13 protein-coding genes and 1 pseudogene are annotated in these 15,331 nt (G+C 36.3%); 9 read left to right on the top strand and 5 right to left on the bottom strand.

Annotated features, from left to right (window positions below; genetic code table 11):
• Positions 1 to 81: 81 nt before the first annotated feature.
• Both ACUL40_RS11590 and ACUL40_RS11585 read right to left on the bottom strand, forming a co-directional pair.
• On the bottom strand, positions 82 to 336 hold the full coding sequence (locus tag ACUL40_RS11590) for a YbeF family protein (RefSeq protein ID WP_001003914.1): 255 nt from the start codon (positions 334 to 336) through the stop codon (positions 82 to 84).
• Between the two features lie 167 nt (positions 337 to 503).
• Entirely contained in the window at positions 504 to 1,889 is a 1,386-nt protein-coding gene (locus ACUL40_RS11585; protein ID WP_000537905.1) for a membrane protein, read from the bottom strand.
• Positions 1,890 to 2,056: 167 nt separating this feature from the next.
• Between ACUL40_RS11585 and ACUL40_RS11580 the strand changes: the two are divergent.
• Together ACUL40_RS11580 and ACUL40_RS11575 are read left to right on the top strand one after the other, a co-directional pair.
• Positions 2,057 to 2,420: pseudogene (locus ACUL40_RS11580) on the top strand (YoqO family protein).
• A 15-nt stretch (positions 2,421 to 2,435) separates the two neighbouring features.
• Positions 2,436 to 2,804 carry a YoqO family protein gene (locus tag ACUL40_RS11575; protein ID WP_001208250.1) on the top strand — a complete coding sequence of 123 codons (369 nt, stop codon included), beginning with the start codon at positions 2,436 to 2,438 and terminating at the stop codon, positions 2,802 to 2,804.
• Between the two features lie 32 nt (positions 2,805 to 2,836).
• On the opposite strand, the gene ACUL40_RS11570 is transcribed toward ACUL40_RS11575, so the two are convergent.
• The 3 genes from ACUL40_RS11570 to ACUL40_RS11560 all read right to left on the bottom strand — a co-directional run bounded on the left by ACUL40_RS11570 (position 2,837) and on the right by ACUL40_RS11560 (position 6,568).
• The gene (locus ACUL40_RS11570; RefSeq protein ID WP_001012035.1) at positions 2,837 to 3,361 is read right to left on the bottom strand and encodes a DinB family protein; all 525 of its coding nucleotides are present in this window, start codon (positions 3,359 to 3,361) and stop codon (positions 2,837 to 2,839) included.
• 84 nt (positions 3,362 to 3,445) lie between these two features.
• Positions 3,446 to 4,516, bottom strand: coding sequence for a M24 family metallopeptidase (locus ACUL40_RS11565; protein WP_417052297.1), 1,071 nt, complete (start codon positions 4,514 to 4,516; stop codon positions 3,446 to 3,448).
• 342 nt (positions 4,517 to 4,858) lie between these two features.
• Positions 4,859 to 6,568: an Rqc2 family fibronectin-binding protein gene (locus ACUL40_RS11560; RefSeq protein ID WP_000863284.1), complete on the bottom strand. Its 1,710-nt coding sequence runs from the start codon at positions 6,566 to 6,568 to the stop codon at positions 4,859 to 4,861.
• A 105-nt stretch (positions 6,569 to 6,673) separates the two neighbouring features.
• On the opposite strand from ACUL40_RS11560, the gene ACUL40_RS11555 reads away from it, so the two are divergent.
• From ACUL40_RS11555 to priA, 7 genes are all read left to right on the top strand, one after another.
• The gene (locus tag ACUL40_RS11555; RefSeq protein ID WP_001104778.1) at positions 6,674 to 9,397 is read left to right on the top strand and encodes a calcium-translocating P-type ATPase, SERCA-type; all 2,724 of its coding nucleotides are present in this window, start codon (positions 6,674 to 6,676) and stop codon (positions 9,395 to 9,397) included.
• A gap of 99 nt (positions 9,398 to 9,496) precedes the next feature.
• Positions 9,497 to 10,372, top strand: coding sequence for a YicC/YloC family endoribonuclease (locus ACUL40_RS11550; protein ID WP_000625869.1), 876 nt, complete (start codon positions 9,497 to 9,499; stop codon positions 10,370 to 10,372).
• Between the two features lie 67 nt (positions 10,373 to 10,439).
• A complete protein-coding gene (gene remA / locus ACUL40_RS11545) occupies positions 10,440 to 10,703 on the top strand; it encodes an extracellular matrix/biofilm regulator RemA (protein ID WP_001251456.1) in 264 nt (87 codons plus the stop codon).
• A gap of 13 nt (positions 10,704 to 10,716) precedes the next feature.
• Positions 10,717 to 11,334, top strand: coding sequence for a guanylate kinase (gene gmk, locus ACUL40_RS11540; RefSeq protein ID WP_001257741.1), 618 nt, complete (start codon positions 10,717 to 10,719; stop codon positions 11,332 to 11,334).
• 2 nt (positions 11,335 to 11,336) lie between these two features.
• Positions 11,337 to 11,549 carry a DNA-directed RNA polymerase subunit omega gene (rpoZ, locus tag ACUL40_RS11535; protein WP_000933960.1) on the top strand — a complete coding sequence of 71 codons (213 nt, stop codon included), beginning with the start codon at positions 11,337 to 11,339 and terminating at the stop codon, positions 11,547 to 11,549.
• A gap of 172 nt (positions 11,550 to 11,721) precedes the next feature.
• Entirely contained in the window at positions 11,722 to 12,927 is a 1,206-nt protein-coding gene (gene coaBC / locus ACUL40_RS11530; RefSeq protein WP_000911750.1) for a bifunctional phosphopantothenoylcysteine decarboxylase/phosphopantothenate--cysteine ligase CoaBC, read from the top strand.
• Positions 12,924 to 15,329, top strand: coding sequence for a primosomal protein N' (priA, locus tag ACUL40_RS11525; RefSeq protein WP_121868058.1), 2,406 nt, complete (start codon positions 12,924 to 12,926; stop codon positions 15,327 to 15,329). The genes coaBC and priA overlap by 4 nt, the downstream gene beginning before the upstream one ends.
• The last annotated feature ends 2 nt before the right edge of the window (positions 15,330 to 15,331 follow it).

The raw sequence follows: 15,331 nt of genomic DNA, 5'->3' as shown, positions 1-15,331 counted from the left end.
CGGTCGTTTTTTTATATTATTGTTAAAAATTCAAGTAAAGTTCCATCAATATCAAAGAAAATCATATTACAATCTCCTTAACTACTTAGTGCTTTCTGCAAGCTTATATCCTTTTACAAACAATAGAGTCAGATAAGAAACAATAAATGAGAAAATGCTATACATGCCGACCCAAAAGAAAAATTTTGGAGTAAAGGCGATAACACCTATTATTAAAAAACTAGCAAACGTTACAATCGGCATTACGTAATACGTTTTCGTTTTGCGTGTTCCAATAACAGATACGATAAAGATAAATAATGGACAAATTAATAAGACGAAAATCAATTCATTCATAGGTATGTCCCCTTTTCTAATTGCAGTAATCTGTTTCTCGTAAACGTTTTGAAATAATTACTCTCCTAATATAATTTCGCTGAGTAATAACGAATCCCTCTTGAAAACTGATAATTCATGATGAATTTTACAAGCAAAAAACGTAAGCAAGAGAACACTTGCTTACGTTATAGGATAAACATCGCAACGATCGTGGTGACAATTAAACCGATAACAACCGGTAAAAAGTTTCGGCGTGCAAGTTCAAATGGATCGACTTTACAAATCGCAGCAGCAGGAATAAGTGCCCAAGGAATTAACGTCCCGCCCCCGGTCCATATAGCTGCAATTTGCCCGAGTGCTGTTAATGTAGCTGTTCCATGGCCAAGTGCTGTTCCAAAAAGATTGGCAATGGAACCAGCAAGTGATATACCTGAAAAACCTGATCCATCTAAGCCGGTAATGACACCCACGATGGTTAATGTCCCTGCCGATACATATTGATTTAAAGGAACAGTTTGAGATAAAGCGATGCCTAAGTCGTTAATGATTCCGTGTGAACCTTTCGGTAAATAGTCTCCGATAATTTTCACAAAGCCACTATCTCCTAAATAAAAGAGTGCAGCGATAGGAATAACTGGTCCGAAAATTTTAAAGCCAAATTGGAGCCCTTCTATGAAATAATCGGTTGTTTTATTCAGTCCATTACCTTTGTAGGCGATGAGAGAAATGATGATAATCATAATAACAGTTGTTCCGCCGATAAGTGCAGTTGCGTCGCTTCCTTGTAGTTTAAATTGAATCATGCAAAGGATATCAATGATATATACGATAGGGATACAAATAGCGAGCCATTTCTTTGTGCGAGGAGATAATGAAGTGAGCGTTTTAGAAGACTCAGTTGATAGAATAGATTCTTGTATAGCTAAGCCTGTATGAAACTCTTTTCGTAAGAAGAAAAAAGCGACGGAAGTTGTCACAACGCCCATAACGATAACGAGTGGAACACTTGCAGATACGACGCTGGAAACAGGGAGACCAGCAGCGTCTGCGGTTAATTTTGGTGCGCCTTGTATAACGAAGTCGCCGGATAAAGCAATCCCATGACCGAATAAGTTCATAGCAATTGCTACTCCAATTGGGGGGAGACCGACGCGTACAGCAACCGGTAATAAAATAGCTCCCATTAAGGCGACAGCGGGAGAAGGCCAAAAGAAGAAAGAAATTGTCATCATCAAAAGGCCAATAATCCAGTAGGCGAGGGTAGGGGTACGGATCATCTTTGTAAATGGTGAAATCATTGTATCATTTATACCGGTATGAACGAGTAAATTGCTCATGGATACAATAATAGAAATGATTAATATAGTTGGTAATAGCTCAGTAATGGCGTAAATAAAACTTTGAAAAATGCCGCTAACGGCAAGAGGGATAGAACTTGTAGCAGTTAATGCTAATAAAAAGATAAAAACGATACAAATAATTGTAGTATCTTTCCGGAGAATAAAAAAGGTAATAATAGTGAGTAAACAAATAACATAGAGAGCGTGTAATAGCGTTAATTCAACTCCCATAACATTCACATCCTTAGGCAATCGTGTAGTTTATTGTATGAAAGTAGGGAAAGTATGTGAGTATAAGAAACAGAAAAAAAGGTAAAATTTCATGTACTGCAATGGTAAGGATAAAAAATGGATGTTACAATACAATTAATCCTAAAAATGGAATTCAAGGAGGGCTTATGCACAAAAAAATTGGATTTTTGGGATTTATCATATCTTGTAGTCTATTAATCATTTTAAAGCTATTTACAAACAATGAATGGATAAGTATTATACCTGTTTTCGGGTTTGTATTTATACTTTTATATAACTGGGATGGTATGAAACAATACAGTAAAAAGTATCGGAATTATGATAGGTATCATCGTTGTTTGCTCATTGTTCGCAGGGGTTATTTTAATAGAGGGTCAGAAACAAATGGAGAAAATGTCTATTTTTCAAGAATGGATGTCTTCTGCAAACGGTCTTTATCTTGTAATTATAGTTGTTATTTTTCTAAGAATTGTTATAAGTATAGCAAGTTACATATTAAAGGAGAAGTAGAATGGGGGAGTACGAATGAGAGAAAAAATAGGATATTATGGTGTGCTAGTTTGTTTACTATTATCAATTATTTCAGGACAATTTCTTAACAGTGAATGGGTACCAGTTATATTATGTATAGGAGTATTGATTTTTGCTCCTATGTATCGCTGGAATGAATGGAAAGCATATAGTCGAAAAAAGAAAATGGTTTTCAGCATCGAATTTGTCATTATAATCAGCACAATTCCGTTTTTGTTATGGAAAGGAAATGAGATAATAGATGGAATTGTAATGTTTCAAGGGTGGTTGTTTATTGCGAAAATGCTATATTTAATATGCATTTTAATGTTGGTAGTGGTAGTCACTAAAATAGTAAACGAAAAGCTATTCGTTAATGAATAAAAGAAAATGCCACCTTATTCGGTGGCATTTCCTCATTTTACTGCATGAGTTTTTTGCATCTTTTTAATTAAACGAATTTGTCCACGATGATTGATTTCATCTTCAAAAACGTGAAACCACTTAAAATAGTTATTTGCTGGTTTGTCATACCAAAAGTCTGTCGTTTTAAATAACCATTCATCAGGTAATGATTGAAATATTGCAATCGTTTTGGAACGTACTTCTTGTAATGTATTGATGTAAAATTCTATAGCGTTTCCTTTTATTTTCTCACGCCCAAGATCGCCTAATTCAATTCCAGGTAACCAGCGTTCTAATTCAGCCTCCGTTGGTTCACGGTCTTCAAAAGTATGAATCTGGTAGTAAAATTCAATAGCGGCCATATGATACAAAAGCATGCCAATTGAATTTGCTTCCTCATCATATAAATAATCAAGTTCTCCAATTGTTAAGCCTTCCACCGCTTGTATTGTTGTATAGCGAGCGTAATTCATCATGGAAACAAGTTTGGAAAATTCAGGCTGTAAACCATCTATCTTGTCGATTACAAAGTTCAATTGAAATTCCCCCTTTTAAAACAATTACTCCAGAGAAAGAATTCTATGTGCAGAGAAAAACTCCTTTTAAAAAAGGTCATAATTTTAACAAGGAATAACAATGAGTTCTCGATTTGATTTTGTAATAACTTCATATCCGTCTTTTGTAATGACGATATCGTCTTCAATTCTACAACCGCCCCAGTTCGGAATGTAAATACCAGGTTCAACTGTAACAACCATACCTTCTTCTAAAGTAGCCTTACTTTCTTGGGATAGGCGAAGAGGTTCATGTATCTCTAATCCAAGACCATGACCAGTAGAGTGTCCAAAATATTGACCGTATCCATGTTCTGTAATGTAATCTCTCGTTATATCATCGATACTTTTTGCAGTTTCTCCAGGCTTAATTGCTTCAGTCCCACGTTTTAATGCTTCTCGTACAACATTGTATATCTTTTTGAATTCTTCTGATGGTTCCCCGATTGCTACAGTACGTGTAATATCGGAACAATACCCGTCGTAAAGTGCACCGAAATCTAATGTAACAACGTCGCCTCGTTCGATTATTTTATTTGATGCAACTCCATGAGGAAGTGAAGAACGAACGCCTGAAGCTACAATAATTTGAAATGATGAGGATGTAGCCCCTTTTTTTCGCATGAAAAATTCTAACTCATCTCGTACATTATTTTCACTTATTCCAGGCTTTAGAAACGTAATGATGTGGTGAAATGCTTCGTCAGCAATATTAGCAGCAATTTTCATTGTTTCTATTTCAGACGTGTCTTTAATAATACGAATATTTTCGATGATTTCGCACACTTGAACCATTTCCACATGTACGTATTTTTGTAAGTTTTTATATTGTTGCAATGTCATGTTGTTTTCTTCAATTCCGAGTTTTTGAATGTTTAATTTTGATACTTGATTTGCAATTTCTTTTTCTAAATTTCCTTTATGCATAATAATTTCAGCATCTTTTATTTGTGATTTCGCTTGATCTACATAGCGAAAATCAGTTATAAAAACAGCTTTATCCGCAGAGATTAAGACGACGCCGGCACTACCTGTAAAGCCTGTTGCATATTGGCAATTTTCTTTTTTTGTAATCAGTAATCCGTCAATTTCATAGTTTTGTAGTTGATTTTGGATTTTATTAATTTTTAAAGTCATGTTAATTCCCCCTATTCACAGTATTGAATAAAGCAAATAGTGTGCCAAAATGTATATTTGAAGAAAGGATAGTAGGGAAAACATATATTTTAGGGGAGATAAAAAAATAGCCCGCAATTTGTGGGAGAAGGTTTGTTCATAAAATCCAGATCGCTTCAAGAAATAGCAAGGCATGAAAAAATATTGATTGGAGTTACACTTGTACTTTATTTATATGCTGTAAAAAATTTTATACAAATGTGAAATGATACTGTCAATTTTTTTGACAATATTGAATGGATATAGCAACGAAATTGAAAACATATAAAAAATGCGCTGCATACAAGCAACGCATTTTTTTATTTATGCTTTTAATTTCATTACAATATCAGCATCTGGTGTTACATATACGGTTTGCTGATTGTCGTACGTAACAAAACCAAGTTTTGCACCACTCGGTTTTTTGACATGGCGTATTTTGGTGAAATCAACAGGTACAGAGCTAGACTCTTTCGCTTTACTGTAATAGGCAGCAATTTTGGCAGCTTCTAGTAAAGTTTCTTCAGCAGGCTCTAAAGAACGAATGACAACGTGAGAGCCAGGTATGTCTTTCGTATGTAACCAAATTTCATCACGGCGGGCAAACTTCGTTGTTAAATAATCATTTTGTTTATTGTTTTTACCAACGAAAATCTCTGTGCCATCACTTGCTACATATTTATCTAATACTGGTTTAGTAGGCTTTTTCTTTGCGTTTTTCGTTTTGCGATTGCGCACATAACCTTCTTCAGCTAATTCCTCACGAATTTCTTCAATATCTTTTGAAGAAGCAGCTTCCATTTGTTGAAGTAAGCTATCAAAATAAAGAATTTCTTCATTTGTTTTTTCGATTTGTTCTTCTACAACAGCAACCGAATTTTTTGCTTTTTGATACTTTTGGAAATAGCGTTGTGCATTTTCAGATGGTGTTTTTAAAGGATCTAATGTGATTTTTACAGTTCCACCATCCTCATCGTAATAATTAACGACCTCAATATCTTTATCGCCCTTTTTTAAAGCGTACATATTGGCTGTAAGTAGCTCTCCAAATAGTTGATATTTATCTGCTTTTCCAGCATCTTGCAGTGTTTTTTCGAGTTTAATGAGTTTTTTCTCGTTTTTATTTTTTTCGTTTTGCATAAAGCGTTCTAAATCATGAGCTTGTTGTTTTACACGATCACGTTCTGCTTTGCCAAAGAAGAAACGATCTAACAATTCGCTCACTGATGAGAATGTTTTTTCTTCTCCTTGCAAGTGTGTAAGAGGGAAAAGATAAAAGAATTCTTTTCCATTTGCAGTAATCATTGTAGGTGTATATGCATGAGATAGTAATGGTGTTTGTATAGAGAAAAATGCTTCTGATAATGCTTTCTCGTTTACCATACCGGCTTTCTTTACTACTTCTTTTGCAAATAATGGGGATATTCCCATGAAAGCACCAACGAGTTGTTTATCCATATTTCCAGATAGAAAGTCTAGCGGTCTAATAAAATCATCTGCGGTTTCAATTTGCAGAGGATTGATTTTATGTTGGGCTGGTGGCGCGACGTACTCAGCACCAGCATATACAGTTCGGTGACGGTTTACGGCTAATGAAACGTGTTTTAAGCTATCTAAAATCACGTTTGTTTTCGTATCTAATAAGATAATGTTACTATGTCGTCCCATTATTTCAATTACTAATGTTTTTAATGATTCGTCTCCGATTTCATTACGACTGCGAACTGTAATTTGAATAATGCGTTCTAAGTCGATTTGTTCAATTTTTTCAATAAATCCACCTTCTAAATGTTTGCGAAGAAGCATACAGAACATCGGCGGTATTGCTGGCGAATCGTAGTTTTGATTCGTTAAGTGCATACGCGCATATGTAGGATGAGATGAAAGAATTAGTTTTTGGTTCTTTCCATTCGCTCGAATATGTAATAAAATCTCGTATTTTGAAGGTTGATATATTTTGGAAATTCTTCCTGTGTAAAGAGAATTTTCAATTTCATGTGTAATCGCTCTTGTAAATAATCCATCGAATGCCATAAATGAACACTCCTTTCTAACTAAATGTTAATTATAGCATTTTTTTGGACGAGGCTGAATAAGCTTTCAATAGAGTATGTCTGGAATCAGGAGGTCGATAGCAGGATGAACTGGTATGGAATGCGAGCACATGAAGTGGAAGAAAGAACGAATACGAATGTAAAGGTTGGACTTACAGAGAAAGAAGCAGAAGGGCGAGTAAAGAAATTTGGTACTAATGAATTAGAAGAAGCAAAAAGGCCTTCTGCACTAATGGTATTTTTAGCACAGTTTAAAGATTTCATGGTACTCGTTTTGTTTGGAGCAACAATTGTTTCTGCGTTTTTAGGTGAATACATTGATTCTATTGCTATTGTTGCCATTGTTATTATCAATGGTATTCTCGGCTTTTTTCAAGAAAGAAAAGCTGAAAAATCATTGGAAGCTTTAAAGGAACTAGCTGCCCCGCAAGTTACTGTAATGCGGAATGGAAAGTGGGTAAAAGCACCATCTAAAGCACTTGTTTTAGGTGATATTATTAAGTTTTCCAGTGGTGATCGTATTGGGGCTGATGTGCGTCTTGTTGAGGCATCAAGTTTATATATTGAAGAGTCTGCTTTGACAGGGGAGTCCGTACCTGTACAAAAGAAGGTAGAAGCACTGCAAGGGCAAGATGTTGCAATTGGGGATCAAAAAAATATGGCTTTTATGGGGACAATGATTACGCGAGGATCTGGTACAGGAGTCGTTGTAGCAACTGGTATGAATACAGCGATGGGGCAAATTGCAAATATGTTGCAAAATGCAGAGCAAATGGAAACGCCACTGCAAAGAAGGTTAGAACAGCTCGGAAAAATATTAATTATTGTAGCTCTTATTTTGACAGCGCTCGTTGTATTGGCTGGTGTGTATCAAGGGAATGAAGTATATCATATGTTTTTAGCTGGCGTATCGCTAGCTGTTGCGGCTATTCCAGAAGGATTGCCAGCAATTGTTACAGTAGCTTTATCACTTGGTGTACAGCGTATGATAAAAAAGAGAGCAATTGTAAGGAAGTTACCGGCCGTAGAAACGTTAGGCTGCGCTTCTGTTATATGCTCTGATAAAACGGGAACAATGACACAAAACAAAATGATGGTAACACATATGTGGTCAGGCGGAGAATTGTGGAAAGTGACAGGGCAAGGATATGAACCTAATGGCTCTTTTATGAAAGGTGAAAAAGAAGTGAATCCAGCTAAGACAAAATCACTTTATCAGCTACTTACATTTGGTTCACTATGTAACAATGCAAATATTATTCAAAAGAAAAAGGCGTACGTATTAGATGGGGATCCAACAGAGGGAGCGCTTGTAGCTGCAGCAATGAAAGCTGGGATAACACGTGAGGCATTGAAAGGGAAATTTGAAATTATTCGTGAATTTCCATTTGATTCAACTCGAAAAATGATGAGTGTTATTGTACGAGATCGAGAGGGGAAAAAGTTTATTGTTACGAAAGGAGCACCGGATGTTCTTTTGCAAATGAGTCAAACAATCTTATGGGGGGATAAGCAGCAGCCGTTAAGTGAGCTATATAGAAAAGAAGTACAGGCGGCTATTCATAGCTTAGGTAGTCAAGCGCTTCGAACAATTGCAGTTGCGTTTAAACCTTTAAAAGTCACGGATTCTATTGAACATGAAAGAGACGTTGAAAAAGATTTTATGTTGGTTGGGATACAAGGTATGATTGACCCGCCAAGGCCAGAAGTCGCGCAGGCGGTAAAAGAGTGTAAAGAAGCTGGTATTCGAACAGTAATGATTACAGGTGATCATAAAGTGACAGCAATGGCGATTGCTGAACAATTAGGAGTTTTACCACCAGATGGACGCGTTGTTGAAGGAGTAGAACTCGCGAATATGGATGTGGAGGAATTAGAAAATGTTGTAGAAGATACGTATGTATTCGCTCGTGTATCACCTGAGCATAAATTAAAAATTGTTAAAGCATTGCAAAATCAAGGACATATAGTAGCGATGACAGGTGATGGAGTGAACGATGCTCCAGCTATAAAAACAGCGGATATTGGGATAGCGATGGGGATTACAGGGACAGATGTTGCAAAAGAAGCCTCTTCACTTGTTTTACTAGATGATAATTTTGCTACAATTAAGTCAGCGATTAAAGAAGGAAGAAATATATACGAGAACATACGTAAGTTCATTCGCTACTTATTGGCGTCAAATGTTGGAGAAATTTTAGTTATGTTATTTGCGATGTTACTTGCATTACCACTGCCGATGGTTCCTATTCAAATTTTATGGGTGAACTTAGTTACTGATGGTTTACCAGCGATGGCATTAGGTTTGGATAAGGCTGAAGGAGATGTGATGAAGAGAACACCGCGTCACCCGAAAGAAGGGGTATTCGCTAGAGGGCTTGCGTGGAAAATAATAAGTCGAGGGTTTTTAATTGGAGCAGTGACGTTAGTGGCGTTTATTATTGCGTATAACCAACATCCAAATGAACTGAAATATGCACAAACTGTAGCGTTCGCGACGTTGGTACTTGCACAGCTTATTCATGTATTTGATTGTCGTAGTGAGCATTCTGTCTTTCACCGTAATCCATTTGGGAACGTGTATTTAGTAGGGGCGGTTATTATTTCGTTACTACTTATGCTAGTGGTTATATATTATCCACCGTTACAACCGATCTTTAGCACAATGCCGATACAAGCAAGAGATTGGTTATTAATTGGAGGTTTGTCATCAATTCCGACTTTCTTACTAGTAGGTTCTTTATTAACAGGGAAAAAGGCTAAGAAGAAAAAGCCGATGTTATATAAGAAGGGATTAAACTTGAAATAGTCAATGTTATGAAAATGTGATATAATTTACAGAAGGTAGTAGAGCCTTGTCTCTATTACCTTTTTCATTGAGTTATTTTATGGCTTGGATGTGATAAAAATGATTTCTAGTATGACAGGGTTTGGAAGATCGAAAGTAGAAAGTGATACTTTTCAAATTACAGTAGAAATGAAATCGGTGAACCACCGTTTTTTAGAGATGAGTATTCGACTTCCTAAGCAAATGATGGTATTTGAGGACAAAATTCGTAAAATAATTGCACAGCAAGTTCGACGTGGGCGCATCGAAGTGTCTATTAGTATAGCAGGTGAAGGACTTGTTGAAAGAAAATTAAGTGTGAATTGGTCACTTCTTGAGCAGTACCAATCGATGATGGAAGATATAAAAGGGAAATTTCAATTACAAGATTCTATTACACTTCAGCAATTAATGGCAATGCCAGAAGTAACAGCAATTGAAGAAATAGAAAATGTAAATGAACATTTTGAGAACAGTTTATATGAGGCTGTTCGTCAAGCTGCTCATATGTTGAAAACGATGAGAGATGGCGAAGGAGAACGATTACATAAAGATATAGCGTATCGTTTACAAGAGATTAGCAATTGTGTAAATGCGATTATTCCACATGCACCAATTGTTACACAAAAATATCGTGAACGATTAGAAAATCGCTTAAAAGAATTACATAATCAAGATCTAGATGAACAAAGATTGCTAACAGAAGTCGCAATCTTTGCAGAGCGTTGTGATATTCATGAAGAGTTAGTTCGTTTGCAAAGTCATTTAGAGCAATTTCGTGAAACATTGCAGATTGAAGAGCCTGTTGGAAGGAAAATGGATTTCATCGTGCAAGAGATGCATAGAGAAATTAATACGATTGGTTCTAAGGCAAATGACTTAACAATTTCAAAATATGTTGTAGAAATGAAAAATAACCTTGAAAAAATTCGTGAACAAGTACAAAATATTGAGTAGCTTTCAAAAAATATATAAAGTTATACGTGGTGGAGAAATCGGATAGACTTACTAGGAGGCGCAAACTATGGCCATGCGGTTTTTAAATATTGGATACGGAAATATTGTATCTGCTCATCGAATTATTGCTATTGTAAGTCCGGAGTCAGCTCCTATTAAACGAACAGTACAAGAAGCACGCGAACATAATGCTTTGCTTGATGCTACGTATGGGAGAAAAACAAGGGCGGTTATTGTTATGGATGATGGGCATGTTGTATTAAGTCCAATTCAACCAGAGACGATTGCACATCGTTTGAATAATAAAGAAGATTTAAGTGAGGAAGGGTAGGTTTTACATATTTATGAGAAGTAGAAGAGGATTGCTCATCGTTCTTTCAGGGCCTTCTGGGGTTGGAAAAGGGACGGTTCGTAAAGAGCTGTTTAGCCATGAGGATACACGTTTTCAGTACTCTATTTCAGTAACGACACGTAAGCCGCGTGAAGGTGAAGTAGATGGTGTGGATTATTTCTTTAAAGAAAGAGAAGAATTCGAGGAAATGATTCGTAATGAAAAATTACTTGAGTGGGCTGAGTTCGTAGGTAATTATTACGGAACACCGATTGACTATGTTGAAAAAACATTACAAGAAGGAAAAGATGTATTCTTAGAAATTGAAGTGCAAGGAGCAATTCAAGTTAAGAAAGCTTTCCCAGAAGGTGTATTTATTTTCTTAGCACCTCCAAGTTTATCTGAACTAAAGAGCCGTATTGTCGGACGTGGTACAGAGACTGAAGATGTTATTGAAAATCGTTTAACTGTAGCGAAAGAAGAAATCGAGATGATGGACGCTTACGACTATGTAGTAGAAAACGATCAAGTTGAATTAGCTTGTGATAGAATTAAAGCAATTGTGGTTGGCGAACATTGCCGCCGCGAAAGGGTAGCAAAATATTATAAAGAAATGACGGAGGGTCTATAATTATGTTAAATCCATCAATTGACTCATTACTACAAAAAATCGATTCTAAGTACACTTTAGTAACAGTGGCTGCAAAACGCGCACGTGAAATGCAACTTGCTAATAACTGTGTTGTAGAAAAACCTGTTTCTCATAAATGTGTAGGTAAAGCATTAGAAGAAATCGATGCAGAAGCATTAAGCTACGTACCAAGTGAAGATAAAGTAGCTGAATAAGCCTTTGCCTTCGACAAAATAAAACATAGACTTTATAATTTTCTATGTAACGGTAACAACCTATTTACAAGTAGGTTGTTATTTTTTTACGAAAGGAATGAAATATCGGTACTGACGAGCTGAGAATTCTATTTCAGTATTATAAGTTTGAAAAAGAAAGAGGACGAGTCATATGCTAAAAGGGAAAAAGATACTTTTATGTGTAACAGGAGGCATTGCGGTTTTTAAAGCAGCTGCGTTAACGAGTAAATTGACACAATCTGGCGCGATTGTCAAAGTAATGATGAGTGAGTCGGCAATGAAGTTTGTTACGCCTCTTACATTCCAAGCGCTTTCTCGCCATGATGTATATACGGATACATTCGATGAGAAAGACTCAGCTGTTATTGCTCATATTGATTTAGCAGATTGGGCGGATGTTGTACTTGTCGCACCTGCTACTGCCAATTGTATTGGAAAGTTAGCTGGTGGTATTGCAGATGATATGATTACAACTACTTTGTTAGCTACTACAGCTCCGGTATGGATTGCGCCTGCTATGAATGTGCATATGTATGAAAATAAAATAGTTCAAAAAAATATGATGACATTGAAAACGCTAGGATATACATTTATTGAGCCTGGGGAAGGCTTTTTAGCATGTGGATATGTAGCGAAGGGACGACTAGAAGAACCTGAAGCAATTATTGCACGGTTAGAGGAAGCTTTCTCAGAACACAAACCATTGCAGGGAAAAAGAATATTAATAACTGCTGGCCCAACACGTGAAAAGGTTGATCCAGTTCGTTTTATGACGAATTTTTCTTCTGGGAAAATGGGGTATGCGATTGCGGAAGTGGCAGCGAATTTAGGCGCTGATGTTATACTCGTTTCAGGACCGACAGCATTAAATCCACCGTTACATGTAACGACAGTGCAAGTGGAATCTGCACAAGATATGTTAGAAGCAGTTCTTCAACATTATCAAAACGTAGACGTTGTCATTAAAACAGCAGCAGTTGCAGATTATCGTCCGAAATATGTGCATGAGAATAAAATGAAAAAGCAAAATGGTGATGCTGTCATTGAACTTGAAAGAACGGTGGATATTTTAAAAACATTAGGTCAGAAAAAGGATAAACAGTTACTTATCGGTTTTGCTGCTGAAACGACAAATGTAGAGGAATATGCAACGAAAAAACTACGTGAGAAAAATGCAGATATGATTGTCGCGAATGACGTAAAAGCGCAAGGAGCTGGATTTGGCACGGATACGAATATTGTAACAATGTATAGAAAAGATGGAAAAGTTATTGAGTTGCCACTTTTAATGAAAAAAGAGGTAGCTCGTGAAATATTGAAGCAAATTGAAATGATGTTAGAAGATGATCGTTTATGAAATTTGCAAGTGTAATTGTTGATGTACCTGCCCGTCAGACAGATCGACCATTTGATTACATTATTCCTAAAAAATGGGAAGGTATTGTACAGACAGGAATGCGTGTGGTAGTTCCGTTTGGGCCAAGAAAATTGCAAGGTTTTATTATTGGGATTAAAGATTCGGTGGATGTAGAAAGTAAGAAGTTAAAGACAATCCATGAAATATTAGATGTAACACCGGTTTTAAATGATGAATTATTAAAGCTTGGATATTGGCTTACAAGTGAAACGTTATGCTACATGATTTCAGCTTTTCAAGTGATGCTTCCAACTGCGATAAAAGCAACGTATAAAAAACGTCTACAACTTTGTAAACAGGAAGAAATAGCACCAGAAATACTATATTTATTTCAGGATAAAGAAGCAATTGATTTTGAAGTAATCGAGCAACAGCCACATTTATACCGAACTATTCAGCAAGAAATTAAAAATGGTACGGTTGAAGTCGTTTATCAAGTGAAAGATAAAGTACAAAAGAAGAAGCAAAGAGTGGTTCAGCCGGAGTTGCCAGAAGATAAATTGGAATTAGCGGCATTTGAACTGAAAAGTAAAAAACAACAAGATGTACTTTATTATTTTGTGGAAAATTATAAAAGTACACCGTTGAAAGTAATTACAGAAGAGTTACAAATAACAGATGCTCCAATAAAAGCACTTGTTAAAAAGGGATTCATTTCAGAAAAGTATGTGGAAGTATACCGAAATCCGTATGACGATGATGATTTTGAACAAACAAAACCATTTCCACTTACGGAGGAACAAAAACAAGTTATTACACCGATTTTATCATCAATTACAAATGAAACTTATAATCCATTTTTGCTATATGGTGTTACAGGAAGTGGAAAGACAGAAGTATATTTACAATCTATAGCAGCAGTGCTCAAGAAAGGAAAAGAAGCTATCGTTCTTGTTCCTGAAATTGCACTAACGCCCCAAATGGTGGATCGTTTTAAAGGTAGGTTTGGCTCGCAAGTTGCAGTTCTTCATAGTGCGTTGTCTGTTGGAGAAAAGTATGACGAGTGGCGTAAGATTTTAAGAAAAGAAGTGAAAGTTGTAGTTGGTGCGCGTTCAGCTGTTTTTGCGCCTTTTGAGAATTTAGGGATTATTATTATTGATGAAGAGCATGAATCAAGTTACAAACAAGAAGATAATCCGAGGTATCATGCAAGAGATGTAGCTGTCTGGAGAGGACAATATCATAAATGTCCTATCGTTCTTGGTAGTGCGACACCAACACTTGAATCGTTTGCAAGGGCGAAAAAAGGTGTTTATGAACTATTAACAATGGAAAAACGTATGAATGAACAAGCTTTACCAACGGTAGAGATTGTTGACATGCGAGAAGAACTTCGTGACGGGAATCGATCAATGTTTTCTAAGGCGCTGCATGAAAAAATAGCAGATCGATTAGAAAAGAAAGAACAAATGGTACTCTTTTTAAATAGAAGAGGTCATTCTACATTTGTTATGTGCCGTGATTGTGGGTATGTTGTCCAATGTCCGCATTGTGATATTTCATTGACATATCATAAAATGAATCATCGTTTAAAATGTCATTATTGTAGTTACGAAGAGAATATGCCAACTGAGTGTCCAGCTTGTCAAAGTACATACATTCGTTTCTTTGGTACAGGTACACAAAAGGTAGAAGAAGAAATTACAAAACTATTTCCAGAGGCGCGAGTCATTCGAATGGATGTAGATACGACAAGTCGAAAAGGAATGCATGAAAAATTATTAAAGGCGTTTGGGGAAGAAAAAGCAGATATATTACTTGGAACACAAATGATTGCTAAAGGATTAGATTTTCCGAAAGTAACGCTCGTTGGGGTTTTAACTGCAGATACGATGCTTCACTTACCTGATTTTCGGGCGAGTGAAAAGACATATCAGTTATTGACGCAAGTAAGTGGACGAGCGGGTAGACATGAATTGCCAGGGGAAGTTGTGATTCAAACGTATACGCCAGAACATTACAGTATAGAGTTAGCGAAGAACCAACAATATGATGTGTTTTTTGACCAAGAAATGCAAATGAGACGAACAAGACAATATCCCCCATATTACTATGTTGTACTCGTAACTGTATCTCATCCAGAATTATTAAAAGCGGTACAAGTGACGGAAAAAATTGCCTCGTATTTACGAACGCATTGCTCACAGCAAACAATGGTGCTAGGACCAGTTGCTTCAGCGATTCCAAGGATAAAAGATAGATATCGTTATCAATGCATGATAAAATACAAACGGGAACCAAACTTAAAGAACGTGCTCAAAATGGTAAATGAACATTATCAAGCAGAAATGCAAAAAGAGCTACAAATCTCAATTGATTTTAATCCAACAATGTTAATGTAGCG

The organism is Bacillus sp. KNSH39, assembly GCF_052656585.1.
Note: the sequence above shows the minus strand (reverse complement) of the source record. Positions and strands in the feature narration are given on the sequence as shown.